This window comes from Mesorhizobium sp. M0037 (assembly GCF_040323635.1).
In the GTDB taxonomy this organism is placed as follows: Bacteria; Pseudomonadota; Alphaproteobacteria; order Rhizobiales; family Rhizobiaceae; genus Mesorhizobium.
In genome coordinates this window covers 67573-83745 of sequence record NZ_JAMYVB010000009.1, presented here as the reverse complement: position 1 = coordinate 83745, position 16173 = coordinate 67573, and the positions used below count along the sequence as shown (strand labels likewise).

Below are 16173 nucleotides of genomic sequence, written 5' to 3'. Positions count from 1 at the left end.
TAGGGGACGGAAAGACCGGGAGGATCGGATGACTGCGGGAACGGCCAGGAGCGGAGCGCCACCGCGCTTCAGCGCGGTGCTTTCGAAGATTTGCGACGGTGCGCTCTATCTCGCGGGCATCGGGATGGTCGCCATGACCGCGCTTGTTGCCTACCAGGTGTTTTCCCGCTTCGTGCTCAACGCGTCACCGAGCTGGACCGAAGTCACCGCCATCATGCTGATGAACTGGTTCATCTTCCTGGGCGCTGCCGTCGGCGTGCGCGAGAATTACCATATGGGCTTCGACGTGCTGCTCTATATCCTGCCCAAGGGCAGCAAATGGGCGCTGCGCACCCTGTCCGACCTGATCGCGTTCGGCTTCGGCTTCGGCATGGTCTGGTACGGCTGCAAGCTGGTCGGGCTGACCTGGCACACTGTCATCCCGGCGCTCGAACTTCCCGGCGGTTTCGACTATCTGCCGCTGGTTGCCGGCGGCTTTCTGATCTGCCTGTTCTCGGCCGAACGCATCGCGCTGCGCTGGTCCGGCGCCGACATCGACAAGGATATCAATCTCGAAGAAGTGCCGGAAATGCCGGCCGTGCAGGAGGCCTAGATGGAACTCTGGATCCTGTTTGGCGTCTTCACGCTTTTGATGTTTGCCGGCACGCCGATCGCCTTTTGCTTGGGTGCGGCGTCCTTCGCCACCGTGCTTTATCTCGGCCTGCCGCCCCTGGTGGTGTTCCAGCAATTGAAGTCGGGCATGTCGGCGTTCTCGCTGATGGCGATCCCGTTCTTCATCTTTGCCGGCGACCTGATGGTGCGCGGCGGCATCGCGCAGCGCATCGTTTCCTTTGCCGGCTCGCTGGTCGGTCATGTCCGCGGTGGGCTCGGTCAGGTCAACATCATCGCCGCGACGTTGTTCGGCGGCATTTCCGGCTCGGCTGTGGCGGAAGCCGCTGCCGTCGGCGGGCTGATGATCCCGCAGATGAAAGCGCGCGGCTACGGAGCCGACTATGCCGTCAACGTCACCTCGATGGCGGCGCTGATCGCGCTGCTTCTGCCGCCGTCGCAGAACATGATCATCTATTCGATCGCCGGCGGCGGCAAGATTTCGATCGCCGACCTGTTCACCGCCGGTATCCTGCCTGGTCTGCTGTTCGCCGCTTCGCTGATGGTCACCGCCTATTTCGTCGCCCGCAGCCGCGGCTACCCGGTCGAGGCTTTTCCCGGCTTCTCGCGTGTCGGCCAGCTGGCGGTCATCGCTATCCCCGGACTTCTGCTCATCGGGATCATCTTCGGCGGCGTTCGCTCGGGCATTTTCACGGCGACGGAAAGCTCCTGCATCGCCATCATCTACGCTTTGCTGGTCACCGTCTTCGTCTACCGGTCGATGGCCTGGGGCGATTTCGTCCATGCCACAAAGGGCGCGGTGCGCACGACCTCAATGGTGCTGCTGATCATCGGCACGGCGGCCTCGTTCAGCTGGCTGATGGCCTATCTCAAAGTGCCGGTGTTGCTGATCGCAGGCATGAACGCCATCTCCACCGATCCGCTGGTGGTGCTGCTTCTGCTCAACGTCTTGATGCTGCTGCTCGGCACCTTCATGGACATGGGGCCGATGATCATCATCTGCACGCCGATCTTCCTGCCGCTGGTCACCCATTACGGCGTCGACCCCGTGCATTTCGGCGTCATCACCATCCTCAATCTCGGCATTGGCCTCAACACGCCACCGGTCGGCACGGTGCAGTTCGTCGCCTGTGCCGTCGGCAAGATTACGGTCTGGGAAGCGATGCGCTCGATCTGGCCGTTCTATGGCGCGGGCATCGTGGTTCTGGGGCTGGTGACCTATATTCCGGCGATTTCGCTCTGGTTGCCGAGCGTGTTCAAATAGGGCGTCTTCAAACAGACGTCTTCAAACAGGGGTGCGATATGGCATCGGATAGCGCTGTTGATCTCAGGGTCGAGAGAAAACCCAAACTGTCGGAGACCGTCGTCGCTGCGATCCGCAAGCAGCTGCAGGCGGGCGAGATCCTGCCCGGCTACAAATTGCCGACCGAAGGACAACTGACCGAGACCTTCGGCGTCAGCCGCACCGTCATCCGCGAAGCGCTGGCCAAGCTCGCCGCCGACGGGCTGGTCGAGGCGCGCCAGGGCGCAGGCGTGTTCGTCACCGAGCACATCTCAACGATGTTCGGCGCGCTCGCCGCCGACATGGGCAGCAAGGATTCCATCGCGCTCAATGTGCTCGAAGTGCGCCTGGCCGTCGAAATCGAATCGGCCGGGCTCGCCGCCATTCGCCGCAACGCCGCGCAGGAAGCAGCGATCCAGGAAGCGTTCTTCGAATTCGAACGGCTGCTTCTCAACAGCGAGCCGACCGGTCCGGCCGATCTCGCCTTCCACCGGGCAATCGCCAGCGCCACCAACAATCCGTTCTATGTCGAGATGCTCGATGTGCTTGGACGCCGCGCCATTCCTTGCGACGTGACCTCGCCCTGGTCGACCGAACTGGTGCAATCCGACAGCTATCAGCGCGGACTGCAGCGCGAGCATCTGGTGATCCTCGACGCGATCACGTCAGGCGACGCGGAGGCCGCGCGCGAGGCGATGCGCGCCCATCTCACGGCCAGCCAGCAGCGCTACCGCGAGCGGCTGCACGCCCGCCAGGTCTACTACGCCGACTCGGTCAAGGCGTCGGCAACCAAATAGCCATTCATTCAGCTGGAGCAGCAATGACTCAAAGTCACCCGCATACCGATTTCACCTCGCGTTTCGCCATCGACCCGGTCGCCGCGGCGTCCATGGGAACCGACGAGCTGCGTCACAATTTCCATATTGACGACCTGTTCCAGCAGGGACGCATCAGCCTGACCTACACCCACTATGACCGCATGATCGTCGGCGGCGCCGTGCCGGCTGCGGCACAACTGCCGCTGGAGGCGATCAAGCCGACGGGCACCAAGAATTTTCTCGACCGCCGCGAGTTGATCATCGTCAACATCGGCGGCGCCGGCTCGGTGACGGCGAATGGCGAGGCCCACCAGTTGCAGGCGCGCGACATGCTCTATCTCGGCATGGGCAGCACCGACGTTTCGTTCGCATCGGCCGATGAGGGCGCACTGGCCAAATTCTATCTGCTCAGCGCGCCTGCGCATCACACCCATCCCAACCGGCTGATCCGCATTGGCGATGCCAAGCGCCTCGATCTCGGCAGCAAGGAAACCTGCAACGAACGCTCCATCTTCCAATTCATCCATGCCGATGGCGTCAAGACCTGCCAACTGGTGGTCGGTATGACCCAACTGGCGCCGGGCTCGGTGTGGAACACTATCCCTTGCCATGTGCATGACCGGCGCATGGAGGCCTATCTCTATTTCGACCTGCCGGAGACGGCGCGCGTCTTCCATTTCATGGGCGAGCCGGACGAAACGCGGCATCTGGTGATGGCTAACGAGGAGGCGGTGCTGTCGCCGGGCTGGTCGATCCATTCGGGGGCCGGCACCTCGAACTATGCCTTCATCTGGGCGATGGCCGGCGACAATGTCGACTACACCGATGTCGACCCGGTGCCGCTGGGTGAATTGCGTTGAGCGGCCCTTCCTCCTTCAGCCTGGCCGGCAAGCGTATCCTGGTCACCGGCGCGAACACCGGCATCGGCCAGGGCATCGCCGGCTCGATCGCGCGCGCCGGCGGCACCGTCATCGGTGTCGGCCGCTCGGCGATGGACGACACGGAAAGACAAGTCGCGGAAGCCGGTGGCCAGTTCGAGGCGGTGCGATGCGATCTTGCCGACCATGCGGCCGCCAAGGCGATGCTCGACCAGGTCTGGGAAAAGACCGGCCCGATCGACGGGCTGGTCAACAATGCCGGCATCATCCGCCGCGCCGATGCGGTCGATTTCTCCGAGGCCGACTGGGACGACGTCATCGACGTCAATCTGAAGACGCTATTCTTTCTCAGCCAGGGTTTTGCCAGACACGTGCTGGCCGATCCCGGGCGGCGCGGCAAGATCGTCAACATCGCCTCGGTGCTGAGTTTCCAGGGCGGCATCCGCGTCGCGTCCTATACCGCGTCGAAACATGGCGCGCTCGGCGTGACCCGGCTGCTTGCCTGCGAATGGGCGGCCAAAGGCATCAATGTCAATGCCATTGCGCCCGGCTATATTGAAACCAGCAACACCGAGGCGTTGCGCGCCGATCCCGACCGCAGTGCGGCTATATTGGCGCGCATCCCGGCCGGGCGCTGGGGCGGACCGGAAGACATAGGCGACGCCGCTGTCTTCCTGCTGGCCCCCGCATCCGACTATATGCACGGCGCCGTGATCCCGGTGGATGGCGGCTGGCTGGCGCGATGAGGAAACAGTCATGATCGAGCATAAGATTTTCGCCCAACCCGGCGAGAGCGCGTGGACGCCGACGCCGGACGGCAACAGGCGGCGCGTTCTCGTCTCCACCGATGAGCTGATGATGGTCGAGTTCGGCTTCGACAAGGGCGGCGTCGGCGCACTGCATTCGCACCCGCATGTCCAGGCCAGCTATGTCGCCGAAGGCCGCTTCGAGGTGACCATCGACGGCCGCATCGAAACAATCGAGACCGGCGGCAGCTTCATCGTGCCGTCCAATCTGGTGCACGGCGTGAAGGCGCTGGAGGCCGGGCGCCTGGTCGACAGCTTTACCCCGCACCGCGCCGATTTCCTGGCCTGAACCTTTTTCGGCAATTCCAGAAACAGGAAACCCGCGCCTCCTGGGGAGGCGCGGGCTGTTGCCTGTGCGCTCGTGGCGCAGCGGTACTCGAAACATCGCCGCAGGGTTGGACGGTGCCGCAACATGGTGAAGATAGGTTTAACGATGCCAATCAGGTCGATCGCCGGTGGGGTGTTGCTGCTGCTTGTTGTGGTCACGCAGGGGCTGCGCTAATCGTTCTGTCCACGCCGCTGCTTCGGGCGGCCGATCGAAACATCAGTGATGCAGATATTGACGACAAGCGTGCCGACGCACGATCCCAAACGGCGCGTCCTCAAGGACGTGTTCGGCTTCGACGATTTCCGTCCCGGACAGGCCGCGGTGATGGAGGCGCTGCTTGGCGGCCGCCATGTGCTGGCCGTCATGCCGACGGGTGCCGGCAAATCGCTGTGCTACCAGGTTCCGGCGCTGGTCAAGGGTGGGCTGACCATTGTCGTTTCGCCGCTGGTGGCGCTGATGCAGGATCAGGTCGCGGCACTGCGCCTCGCCGGCGTCGCCGCCGATACGATCAATTCCTCGATCGACCGTGATGCCAATGTCGCGGCATGGCGCCGCGTCGCGTCGGGCCAGACGCGGCTGCTCTACCTCGCGCCGGAACGGCTGATGACCGAGCGGATGCTGGATGCGCTTGCCAGGCTCGATGTCAGCCTGATCGCCATCGACGAGGCGCATTGCATTTCGCAGTGGGGGCCGGCGTTCCGGCGCGAATATGAAGACCTGTCGCAGCTGCGTGGCATCTTTCCCGACGTACCGATCATTGCGGTGACGGCGACGGCGGACGAGACGACGCGGGCAGACATCGAGAGACGGCTGTTTGGCGGGCGTGTCGAAACGCAGGTGCTTGGCTTCGACCGGCCCAACATCAAGCTTGCCATCGAGCCCAAGCAGGACAGCAAGCGGCAGTTGCTCAACTTCATCGAGCGCCATCAGGGGCGCAGCGGCATCGTCTACTGCCTGTCGCGCAAGAAGACCGAAGAGATGGCGGCATTCCTCGAAAAGAACGGCGTCGCCGCGCTCGCCTATCACGCCGGCATGAGCAAGGAGGCGCGTGATGCCAACCAGAACGCCTTCATGACGCTGTCGGGCGTCGTCATGGTGGCGACCATCGCCTTCGGCATGGGGATCGACAAGCCTGATGTCGCGTATGTCTTCCACACCGACCTGCCGGGCAGCCTCGAGGCCTATTACCAGGAAATCGGCCGCGCCGGTCGCGACGGCCGGGCGGCGGAGGCGCATATGCTTTACGGCCTTGGCGACATCCGCATGCGCCGCATGTTCATCGACGACGAGGACGCCGCTGTCGAGCACAAGCGCCGCTCGCATGGCCGGCTCGATACGCTGATCGGCTATTGCGAGACGGCCGAGTGCCGCCGCCAGGTGCTGCTCGGTTATTTCGGTGAAGAGGCGGTCCCTTGCGGCAATTGCGACAATTGCCTGGAACAGGCGCCGCGCACCGACGGCACCGCCGAGGCGCGCCTCATCCTGGCGGCGGTGGCGCAGAGCGGCGAGCGCTTCGGCGCCGGCCATGTCATCGACATCCTCATCGGCCACGAGACTGAAAAGATCGCGGCAAGGGGGCATCACAGGCTGGCAGCCTTCGGCAATGGCACCGCGCACAAGAAGGATTTTTGGCAATCTATGATTCGCCAGCTGGTCGCGAACGGTTTCCTGATGCCGGACCCGGCCGGCCATGGCGGGTTGGCCATCGCGGACAAGGGCCACGCACTCGGCCGGGACGAGGTGCCGTTCCAGTATCGGGTCGAGATGCGCACGCGCGCCGCGCGCCGCGCGGCTCGCGCCGGGCAGAGCCCCCAGAGCGAAAATGTAGATGCGTCGCTGCTCGCGGCGCTCAAGACGCTGCGGCTGCGGCTGGCCAAGGAACGCCAGGTGCCGGCCTATGTGGTGTTTTCGGATCGTACACTGATCGACATGGCCGAGCGTCGTCCGCAAGACCTCGACGATTTTGCCGAAGTGAATGGCGTCGGTGCGGCCAAGCTCAAGGAGTTCGGCAAGGTTTTTCTGAGCGCCATTGCCGCGCACTTTTCCGAGGCGTCAGGCTGAGAGGCTTTTGCTGGACCAAAGCCCGATCCGGCATCAGTACGCCTTCAACTTGCCCGCCCGCTTATCCTTTCATTTTGGCGCTACCCTGCCGTAGGGGAATAGCCTTCCAAATTGTATGGAACCGTGACGACAACACACATTCCTGAATCTATGCGGTCGATTCTTCGGATGTAGCCGTGACTATGGAAACCCGCTGTTGCGCGCGGATGGCGGTTTTCTCGGCCTTGGAGACGCTACGTCGGCAGCCGCTATCCCTGACCCGAATGGTATGATTCAGACCATCTTTGTTGTTGAAAACCCGCTTTCGACGGGAGTATAAAACTCGAGGTTACCATTGCTTTTCGTATAGAGGCTGTGGTGGAAACGTGGGTCCAATCCGCAAAGCATTGCCTTGCGTGGAAGTGGTCGAAGCCGGCGGCGAATGGTCCGTTCCTGTGGCCAAGGAAGACCAGGAAATTACCCGATCATTCGTGATTGATCGTTTGCGCTGTCCTATGCTGAGGGCCAGCGGATACGCCTGGATCTCGACAAGTTCGTTCGTCTGTAGAGAGGCTAAGCCCGATGAAAGACCGGTGGGAACCTGACCACCAGTTCATTGAAAGCGCCCGCCGTAGCCAGCTCCGAGCGGAGAGCCAACTGGACTCCCTGCAATCGACCATCGCCGAAACGCGACGCGTCCTAGAGGCTTCACGGAAGCTCTTGGAAAAGATTGCCGAGCGGGAACACCATACCCAGCCATAGGGAATGGCCGGTGCAGGTTGGGCATGCTTGTGGGGCTCACCGCACCGGCCACTGCGGGAAGATATGAGGCCCCCCGCGCCGCCTAAGATATAGGCATATTAGCAATCGCGCAATTAACCCTATTGCGCTACCCAGCCGTAGAGGCAAGGAAATCGGAGAAGTTGGTGCCGGTTAACCGCCAGCACGCGAGCAAGTCATTCTGAAAGCATGAAAAACGCGATTTTGCTCGTGCCAATTGAGCGTCTAAAATCTAGTTCCTGCTGCCGATTATCCCTAAGTTAACTGAAATACTTATATTCCCGAAGGGTTGCGAATCAGTCGATTGTCAAGCGCATGCCATGGAGCAAGCAAGGGATCGATCTGAGCAGAAGGGCCGCAGCGGTCGAAGCGCGCTGGGAAATCCGAGCGGCTTCGGCAATTGTCCGCTCTGGCTCGCCCGCTACAACTCGACTCGCGCAGTGTGGACGGAATCACCGGCCATGTGGACGAGAACCATCTGGCGATGTCGTTCACCGAGTTTCGTTCGCGCTTCAGCCTTTAAGGGCAAGGTGATCAAGGCGATCGGATCGCCGCCTCAGGCGGCTTCGCGTTCGGCCTGCGCAGTCAGGTCCGGCTCCCGGCGGCTGTACTGCCGCGGCGAACAGCCCATGACGCGCTTGAATGCCGTGCTGAAGGCGCTTTCGGATTCGTAGCCGAGCGCCAGCGCGATGACGGAGACGGGATCGCCGGAATGCATCAGCCTGTCGCCGGCCAGCATCATGCGCCAGCGCGTCAGATAATCCAGGGGTGAGGCCCCGACCGTCTGCTTGAAGCGCAGGGCAAAGGTCGACCGTGACATGCCGGCGCGTTCCGCCAGTTTTTGCAATGTCCAGCCATGTGCAGGGTCCTCGTGCATGGCGCCGATCGCCGCGCCGATCTGCCTGTCGGTCAGCGCGAACAGCCAGCCGACATTGCCTTGCGCCGTCATATGCAGGCGCAAGGCGTCGATCAGGATCATGTGGGCGAGGTGCTCGACGATGAGAAAGCCGCCGGGGCGCCGCTGGCGCAATTCCTGCATCATCCGCTCCACCGGCCAGCGAAGCGCCGAATGGTCGCTCTCGCCGCGGATGTGGACGATGGGCGGCAGCATCCGCAAGAGGATGCCGGCATGGTCGCCGGACAGCGTGAAGCGACTGCTGACCAGGAGGAAATCGCCGCCGCCATTATGGACGGTGATGCCGCCGGTGCGCGCCGGTGAAAAGATCGTTCGCGCATCGACCGTCGGCAGGCCGAGATCGCTGGCAAGGCGGAAAGGCCGGCCGCGCGGCAACAGGAAGCAGTCGCCCACGTCCAGCCGCACCGCGTCAGGGACGCCCTCGACCGACAGCCAGCATCGGCCGGACACCACGGCGCCGCATTTGATGGCGGCCTGCTGGTCAGGGAACTGGATCGCCCAGTCGCCACCGGTTTCCAGCCCAGCCGACAGGTAATTGCGCGGCTTCAGTAGCGACAGCACGTCTGACAGCGGATCCATGAGCGTTCTCGGACGATTGCGAAGATATCTCGGATTTTACAGTATAGATCGTATGATCGCAACCTTCTATCTCCTTCGGCAACGGGCTGCCTGTACGGCCTTCGCCGAAAACCAAGGAGAAATGATCATGCGTGTGTTCGTTACCGGGGCTACCGGTTTTGTCGGTTCGGCTGTTGTGCGGGAATTGCTCGGGGCGGGCCATCAGGTGCTTGGCCTCGCGCGGTCGGAAGCAGGTGCGGAGTCGATCGTGGCCGCGGGCGCCGAGGCGCATCGCGGCGATATCGAGGATTTCGAGAGCCTGCGCAGCGGCGCTGCCCGAGCGGATGGCGTCATCCACACGGCCTTCAACCACGACTTTTCGAGATTCGCCGCCAGTTGCGCAGCGGACCAGCGCGCCATCGAAACGCTCGGCGCGGCGCTCGAGGGTTCCGAGCGGCCGCTGCTTGTCACCTCCGGACTCGCCGGTTTTGCGCAGGGAAGGCCGGCAACCGAAGACGACAAACCTGCGCCTCCATCGGCCTCCATGCCGCGCGCTTCGGAAGCAACGGCCGTGGCGCTCGCAGCGCGCGGGGTGCGCGCATCGACGGTGCGGCTGGCGCCGACCGTCCATGGCGAGGGCGATCACGGTTTCGTGCCGATGCTGATTGCCATTGCGCGTGAAAAGGGCGTCTCGGCCTATGTCGGCGACGGCGCAAATCGCTGGGCGGCGGTGCACCGGTTCGACGCCGCCACCCTGTACAGGCTGGCGCTGGAGAAGGGGGCGGGCGGCGTCAGCTATCATGCGGTTGCCGAACAGGGCGTGGCGAGCAAAGAGATCGCCGAGATCATCGGCCGCCGGCTCGGCCTGCCGGTCGTTTCCATAGGCCCCGAGGAGGCGGCTGCGCATTTCGGCTTTCTCGGGCATTTCATCGGCAGGGACTTGTCGGCGTCAAGTGAGCAGACCCGCACTGCGCTGGGATGGCAGCCGACCGGGCTTGGGCTCATCGCCGATCTCGACCGTCCCGGCTATTTTGAGGCCTGATCAGGCCGGCCAGTCGCGTTGCATTGCACGACCGACAGCCTAGCGATCAGCGGCAGTGCCAGCAACACGGCCAGACGCAGCCCGCCGAGCGGGCAGCACCGTCGTGCTGCTGGAACCGCCGCCACATCTGTATGGCGGCAAGCAGAACGAACACGGCGTAGGCCGACCGCAGCCCGGACGAGCTGCTCGCCCGTCGCCGGAAAGCCGGCGAAGACATGGCCTCGTCATGGCAGACCTACCTTGCTACGGGGATGCGCGCGCGATTCCCGCGCCTAGTTAGAGATCGCCCTTCCTCACCTTGCCGTAAACGATATTCCGGTTCGAGCCATAGTAGACTTTCGCGTCGAAAGGACTCCCGCCGAGGGCGGCATTGATGATGTCCCACATATCGTCGGCCGAACGTAGGATGAGCGGCCAATCCATGAAAGTCTCCATGTAACCATCCGTCGTTATCTCGTCGCTGAAATTGGCAAACAGGAATTCGCCACCGGGCTTGACGAGTTCCATGGCTCTTTGAAGCAGGCGGACGCCGATGGCACGCGGCAGGTAATCGTAAAGCCCCGATGCGTAGACGAGATCGAATGTGCCAAGGGCGTAGGCGCGGCGCAGGATGCCGCGTACGGAACCCTGGACTGCCTCGACTGCCGTGCCGGCAAAGTCGTGGTTCACCGTGGCTACGCTGACGGGGTCCTGATCCAGGCCGATCCAACGTTGCAGTTTATGCCTGGCCAACGCGTCGGAGCGTTCGGCTTCCCTGAGGTGGCCGCAGGCAATCGCCAGCACCTCAGCCTTTTCCACACTGCTGGCCGTCTCGTCCACGGTCCTGGCCAGAATATCCCGCCGCTCGCGCCCCGCCACCGAACTGGCAGCTTCACTGGTGTACGCATAGATTTGCCGACCAAGTAAGGTCGACGAGGCCACGATCTCGTCGGCGATCGGATGCTTGTAGTAAATATCCAGCAGGCCTGCATCGCCCGAATACCCGCGCGGTTTTTCGACCGACCACCGCGTGAACGGGTCCTGGAGCAAATATTCCGCGACCCGATGCTGCTGAGCCAAAGGAACGAGTTTCTGCCAAACCGCGGTAGCAACCTGCCGGCGGAGCTTGTGGAGTCGCCCCGCCAAACGATGGACGACGGGAGCGGCCGGTTTGTTTCGCGCAAAGGCTTGATGAGCAAGGTCCAGTATCAGGGCGAGCTGGGCCGTGCTGTCCCTCAACTCGTCGGAGTCAGCCGCCTCTTCGGAGGTCGCAACATGTTTCTTCATCAGCCTGGTGGTGACCAGGCTGTATTGGTCGAGCTGCAGTTTTGGCTTGATAGGCATGCCGTTTACTCTCCGGTTTACCGCCCCGGTCCCCGGCCAGCAGCATAGGTGCGCCGCCAACCAATGCTAACAATTTTAATAAAATTTTAGTGAAATTTTAATCAACGGAACGGCCGTCAATCCTGCAAACTGGCTAAATCCGAACCGCCCGTTTACCCTCGGTTAGCGACATCTGACTTTTCTTGCGGACAGGGACGTCTTCATTCCCCGACCGCAGGCGACGTCGGCTGTTGCATTCGCTACTGGAGATCGCGGAGGAGCGTTGCGATGCAACTGAGCGAGGACGTTGCCCAGAAGGTGGCGGCAGCGATTGGACGTCCGCGGTGGCATTCCGCCGATCCGGAACTCCTGACACTGTTCCTGCAGAAGGATGCCGATGAGAATCGCAGCCTTGTGCGATGGGGTATTGCGGCTGCTGTATTCAGCTATGTGGCCTATGGCCTTTTCGATTGGTTTCTCTTTCCGGATGTCGCCGGCCGGCTTGTTTTGACGCGCGTTACGCTAGGGATCACTTCCCTGGCGCTTGTCGAATTTGTCGCCCGACGGGGCTTTGCCCTTGCCACCTTGCACCTTGTAGCAGCGCTGGCGATTGTCTCCGGTGCCCTTGGGTGGCTCGTCTCCGCTGTTGGAACAGAGCATCAGGATGCCCTCTCCCATTTCATGGTTTTTGGCACAGTGTTCATCCTGGGTGCGAATCTGTTCTTCAACTTCCGTTTTTGGCTTTCAGCCCTTGCCTCCGCGACGGTCGCCGCAAGCTTTGTGTACGCCGCGATGTTCTCCCTTCAGGCCGACATCGCCGGCCGCATCGTGCTGTCGGCCTATTTCGTGAACTGTCTCGTCTTGTCGCTTTATCTTTCCTGGCGGCTGAGCCTGGAGCGGTACCAGACTTTCCTGCACGCGCTTCGGGCGCAGTTCCAGGAGCAGGCTGCTATCAAGAAGGGGCAGAAGCTAACCGAAATCGCCGACACCGATCCGCTCACGGGAATGAAGAACCGCAGGGCGATCATTCGAGAATTCTCGGAGCTGCGCGAAGACTGGGCCGCAGACGACGACGAGATAGGGCTCATTCTGATCGACGTCGACTACTTCAAAAGGTTCAATGACGGACTTGGTCATCAGGCCGGCGACGATTGCCTGATCAAACTCGCCCATGTCCTTTCCGAGATGGCGGCTGCCAACAACGCCATCGCGGCCCGCTATGGCGGAGAAGAATTCGTCATTCTCTGCAAGGTCACCGGGCGGGCTCACCTTCATGAGATAACGAATAAATTCTGTCGCGCTGTAGAGGATTTGGATATCTATCACCCTGACCGGGGCGACAAGCTCAACATCGTCACGATCAGTGCCGGAGCGTCGTTGACGCGCGCCGATCAGAGCATAGAGCTTAGAATCCTGCTGCAGGAAGCTGACCGCGCACTCTACGCGTCCAAGTTTGCCGGTCGGGCTACGTTCACGATTTACGACCCACACGCCACCAGCCAGGATCGCTCCGGCGAAAATCTTTCAGAACTGCTGAAGGTGGCAGTTTCCAACCAGCTCGTTTCTGTCGCCTACCAGCCAATTCGCGAGCTGGCGTCGGGACGCGTGCTGGGCCACGAGAGTCTGATGCGGGTATGCGACTTCGACGGCACCATGATCAGTCCGTCCGTATTCATACCCGTTGCCGAGCAGACCGGAGCGATCGTGGAACTGGGTACGTGGCTGATCGATCGAGCCTGCGGTGACATGGCGGAATACGGATTGGGCTCGGTCGTGACGGTGAACGTCTCCGTTCTTCAGCTCAAGGCTCCCAACTTTTCGCTCCGGATCACCGAAATCCTTGGCAGGCACGGCCTTGCGCCCCAGAAACTGGCCATCGAAATCACCGAAGGCAGTGACATCTTTCTGGAGGCGCAAGCGGTAAGAAACGTGGAGCGGTTGCGAAAACTCGGCGTTCAGATCTGGCTGGACGACTTCGGAACGGGATTTGCCGGCCTGACATGGCTCCGCCGCTTCAAATTCGACGTGGTCAAGATTGATCGCAGCTTCCTCCACGATTGCCAGACGTCTCGTGGCTTGAGCCTGTTGCGGGACATGGTCGGGCTGCTTCGCAATCTCGGCCATGTCGTGCTCGCCGAGGGCGTTGAAACAGAGGAGCAGTACATATTGCTGCAGCGCCTGGGGGTAAATTTGATGCAGGGCTTCCTCACCGGGCATCCCGTGCCGATCGAAGACGTAAACCAGATCAGGCAAGGCCTCGTTGCCTAGCGGCAGCCCGATCGACGACCGGCACGATGCCAAATGCTGAGACTGGAGATAAGGAGATGATCTCAGCAGCTTGATGAACTAGGTTTCGAAATCCCTTTGGTTAAGAAATGACGACTTTTCTCACGAGCGCCGCGATCTAAGGATTGGCGACGAAGAATGCGCCGATAGCTTGCAAAGCGCCGGCGAGCTTCCCACTGAGGGCACCGTACGCTGCTGCTGCAAGCGTGCCGGCTAGCGTGGCGATAATCACCGAAACAACTTGCTCCGAATAAATCCTTAGAGTTCGGGGCCGTTCCTCGTTCATGAAGATCAACGCATTGCTGACAAAGGCTTTGTGCAGACCCATTATGACCACCATGATGGTAAACAGGATTGCGAGAAAAAGCAGCCTCTTCCCAAAGGTCAAGTCGGGCAAAGCCGCGAGTCCGATGACGAACATCAGTCCATTTATGTTGAGCCCAAATTTCTTGATAGAGGTGATTGTTCTTGTAAGCCCGCGTTCCGCGATCGATTTGAGGAAATCCGCTTCACCTCTGGCCCACGATTCTTGTCCACCCTGAACTAGAATTGCGTTCTCGCCGCTCGAATCCAACTCGACCATGGCGATCCGATTAATGTTGGGACTTTCTCTCTCTTGAACATTTAGCCTCAGATAAGTAATTGTTGAAAGATTCTTGCTGGCCTCCATGAACTGCTCGACAGTCATGGTTCGCTTTGTCTTCCGGTCGCTGAATGTTACAAATAATTGGCCGGCCTTGAAGTCCTTGCGGACTGCCGCCACCATTTCCTCGAAGTCGGCCCTATAAAGACGGATCGATCCGAGTGTCCTGTTCTCGGTGTGAATCGTTTCGGCAAGTTCGTTTGTAGTCTCTATCAGGCTAACCGGGTCTGTGGGGTCATGAGGGTGAAGGACAAATGTGCCGGCGGTGCCAAGCTCTGATTCCCAGTCGCCGGATATGGAGCCCTTTGAATTTAGATCGCCCTTTCCTTTGATAGGGGCAACTTTTACGCCTGATTCAGCCTGAACGGGCGTCGCTGCAAAGCGAAGGGCTGAGCCATCAAAGCTCCCCCTGCCTTCATACACTGCTAATCCAAATGTTTGGTCCATGAAGCGGATACGTATGCTAAACCCCGTCTCAGGACCGTCCATCTCGCAATAGATGTTGCCGGTATTCGTGCCAAATAAGGCGCCAGCCCCAACGCTTTGAAAATGCAAACATACGAATCTAGTCCCCGCCAACGGAAGGCGATAACGAATCGAGCCTGTAGCCTATATGAAATCTTGGGGCACCGCAGTGGGGCACCGCTCCCATGGCCATCCACTCGAATGGCAATAAAACCAGTAAGTTAATGACATCGATAGTTTTTGGCGGAGAGGGGGGGATTCGAACCCCCGATGGGCTTGCACCCATGCCGCATTTCGAGTGCGGTGCATTCGACCACTCTGCCACCTCTCCGCGGTCATGGTCGGCCGTTGCCGGCGCGGCGCACTAGATAACGGCTGGGCGGGCAGGTTACAAGGCCAAATTCACTGGGAAATTCAGCTTCCTGTGCGGGCTCTGTCTGGAGGGCTGCGTTGCGGCCACGTCGGCAGATGGGGCCAACCGGTCCTCGACCGGAGGGATCGGGCGCGGCAAGGAGGCCGCATGGCCAAGGAATCCGGCCGTTTGCCTTGACTCGTACCGAACCTTCGGTTAGGGGAAGCGCGCAATCGGCGTGGAGGGTTCTTCCACGCCGCTTGTTTTTCGAACCCGCAGACTGACAAAAAGACGGCCGAACCGCGTGACGCGGCTCATCGAGGCCGACCGAACAGCGAAAGGCAAAAAATGTTCGCAGTCATTAAAACGGGCGGTAAGCAGTATCGCGTTGCCGCCAACGATCTCCTGAAGATCGAGAAGCTCGAAGCCAATGTCGGCGATATCGTCGAAATCGGCAGCGTCCTCGCCCATGGCGAAGGCGAAAATGTCACCTTCGGCGCCCCGTTCGTCGATGGCGCTCTGGTCACGGCGGAAGTCGTCGAGCAGGGCAAGAACCGCACCGTCATCGCTTTCAAGAAGCGCCGCCGGCAGAATTCGCGCCGCAAGATCGGCCACCGCCAGCTTCTGACCACCGTGCGGATCGCCGAGATCCTGCTGGGTGGCGCCAAGCCTTCCAAGAAGGCCGCAGCCAAGGTGGAAGCCAAGGAAGTCAAGGCTGACGTAGCGCCCGAGGCGAAGGCTGAGGCCGCGCCGAAGGAAGCCAAGGCGAAGAAGGAAGCCAAAGCCGAGGCTGCTCCGAAGGATGAAGCCAAGACGGAGACCGCCGTCGCCGCGCCGCTGTTCAAGGCGCCGAAGGGCGAGCCGGACGATTTGGCCGTGATCAAGGGCATCGGCCCGGTTGCCGCCGGCCAGCTGCACGAGCAGGGCATCACCACCTTCGCCCAGCTTGCCAAGCTGTCGGACAAGGACGTGGCCAAGATCGACGCGCACATGCCCTTCAGCACCGACCAGATCAACGACTGGCGCGAGCAGGCCAAGGAACTGGCGAAGAAGTAAAACGAACCGGCG

General features: G+C 61.3%; 13 protein-coding genes and 1 tRNA gene. 10 read left to right on the top strand and 4 right to left on the bottom strand.

Going from position 1 to position 16173, the window contains the following annotated elements; genetic code table 11:
- Positions 1 to 28 precede the first annotated feature (28 nt).
- The 7 genes from NKJ78_RS15615 (at position 29) to recQ (ending at position 6782) form a co-directional block, all read left to right on the top strand.
- Positions 29 to 592, top strand: a complete 564-nt coding sequence (locus NKJ78_RS15615; RefSeq protein ID WP_023668678.1) for a TRAP transporter small permease — start codon at positions 29 to 31, stop codon at positions 590 to 592.
- A complete protein-coding gene (locus NKJ78_RS15610; RefSeq protein WP_023684106.1) occupies positions 593 to 1873 on the top strand; it encodes a TRAP transporter large permease in 1281 nt (426 codons plus the stop codon).
- A 38-nt stretch (positions 1874 to 1911) separates the two neighbouring features.
- Entirely contained in the window at positions 1912 to 2688 is a 777-nt protein-coding gene (locus tag NKJ78_RS15605; protein WP_352459916.1) for a FadR/GntR family transcriptional regulator, read from the top strand.
- Between the two features lie 23 nt (positions 2689 to 2711).
- Complete coding sequence (kduI, locus tag NKJ78_RS15600) at positions 2712 to 3569, top strand: 5-dehydro-4-deoxy-D-glucuronate isomerase (RefSeq protein WP_352459915.1); 858 nt, start codon at positions 2712 to 2714, stop codon at positions 3567 to 3569.
- Entirely contained in the window at positions 3566 to 4333 is a 768-nt protein-coding gene (gene kduD, locus NKJ78_RS15595) for a 2-dehydro-3-deoxy-D-gluconate 5-dehydrogenase KduD (RefSeq protein ID WP_352459914.1), read from the top strand. Before kduI ends, kduD begins: the two co-directional genes overlap by 4 nt.
- Positions 4334 to 4343: 10 nt before the next feature.
- A complete protein-coding gene (locus tag NKJ78_RS15590; protein WP_352459913.1) occupies positions 4344 to 4682 on the top strand; it encodes a cupin domain-containing protein in 339 nt (112 codons plus the stop codon).
- 261 nt (positions 4683 to 4943) lie between these two features.
- Complete coding sequence (recQ, locus tag NKJ78_RS15585; protein ID WP_352459951.1) at positions 4944 to 6782, top strand: DNA helicase RecQ; 1839 nt, start codon at positions 4944 to 4946, stop codon at positions 6780 to 6782.
- A 1315-nt stretch (positions 6783 to 8097) separates the two neighbouring features.
- On the opposite strand, the gene NKJ78_RS15580 is transcribed toward recQ, so the two are convergent.
- The gene (locus tag NKJ78_RS15580) at positions 8098 to 9036 is read right to left on the bottom strand and encodes an AraC family transcriptional regulator (RefSeq protein ID WP_352459912.1); all 939 of its coding nucleotides are present in this window, start codon (positions 9034 to 9036) and stop codon (positions 8098 to 8100) included.
- A gap of 127 nt (positions 9037 to 9163) precedes the next feature.
- On the opposite strand from NKJ78_RS15580, the gene NKJ78_RS15575 reads away from it, so the two are divergent.
- Positions 9164 to 10057: an SDR family oxidoreductase gene (locus NKJ78_RS15575; RefSeq protein WP_352459911.1), complete on the top strand. Its 894-nt coding sequence runs from the start codon at positions 9164 to 9166 to the stop codon at positions 10055 to 10057.
- 276 nt (positions 10058 to 10333) lie between these two features.
- On the opposite strand, the gene NKJ78_RS15570 is transcribed toward NKJ78_RS15575, so the two are convergent.
- Positions 10334 to 11380 (bottom strand): class I SAM-dependent methyltransferase, encoded by a 1047-nt coding sequence (locus tag NKJ78_RS15570; RefSeq protein ID WP_023684116.1) that lies wholly within the window; start codon positions 11378 to 11380, stop codon positions 10334 to 10336.
- Between the two features lie 267 nt (positions 11381 to 11647).
- On the opposite strand from NKJ78_RS15570, the gene NKJ78_RS15565 reads away from it, so the two are divergent.
- The gene (locus tag NKJ78_RS15565; protein ID WP_352459910.1) at positions 11648 to 13627 is read left to right on the top strand and encodes a putative bifunctional diguanylate cyclase/phosphodiesterase; all 1980 of its coding nucleotides are present in this window, start codon (positions 11648 to 11650) and stop codon (positions 13625 to 13627) included.
- Between the two features lie 136 nt (positions 13628 to 13763).
- Here NKJ78_RS15565 and NKJ78_RS15560 read toward each other — a convergent pair whose 3' ends face one another.
- Together NKJ78_RS15560 and NKJ78_RS15555 are read right to left on the bottom strand one after the other, a co-directional pair.
- Complete coding sequence (locus NKJ78_RS15560) at positions 13764 to 14843, bottom strand: hypothetical protein (RefSeq protein ID WP_352459909.1); 1080 nt, start codon at positions 14841 to 14843, stop codon at positions 13764 to 13766.
- Positions 14844 to 14994: 151 nt separating this feature from the next.
- Positions 14995 to 15084: transfer RNA gene (locus tag NKJ78_RS15555), tRNA-Ser, on the bottom strand.
- Between the two features lie 369 nt (positions 15085 to 15453).
- Between NKJ78_RS15555 and NKJ78_RS15550 the strand changes: the two genes are divergently transcribed.
- Complete coding sequence (locus NKJ78_RS15550; RefSeq protein ID WP_023700236.1) at positions 15454 to 16161, top strand: 50S ribosomal protein L21; 708 nt, start codon at positions 15454 to 15456, stop codon at positions 16159 to 16161.
- Positions 16162 to 16173 lie beyond the last annotated feature (12 nt).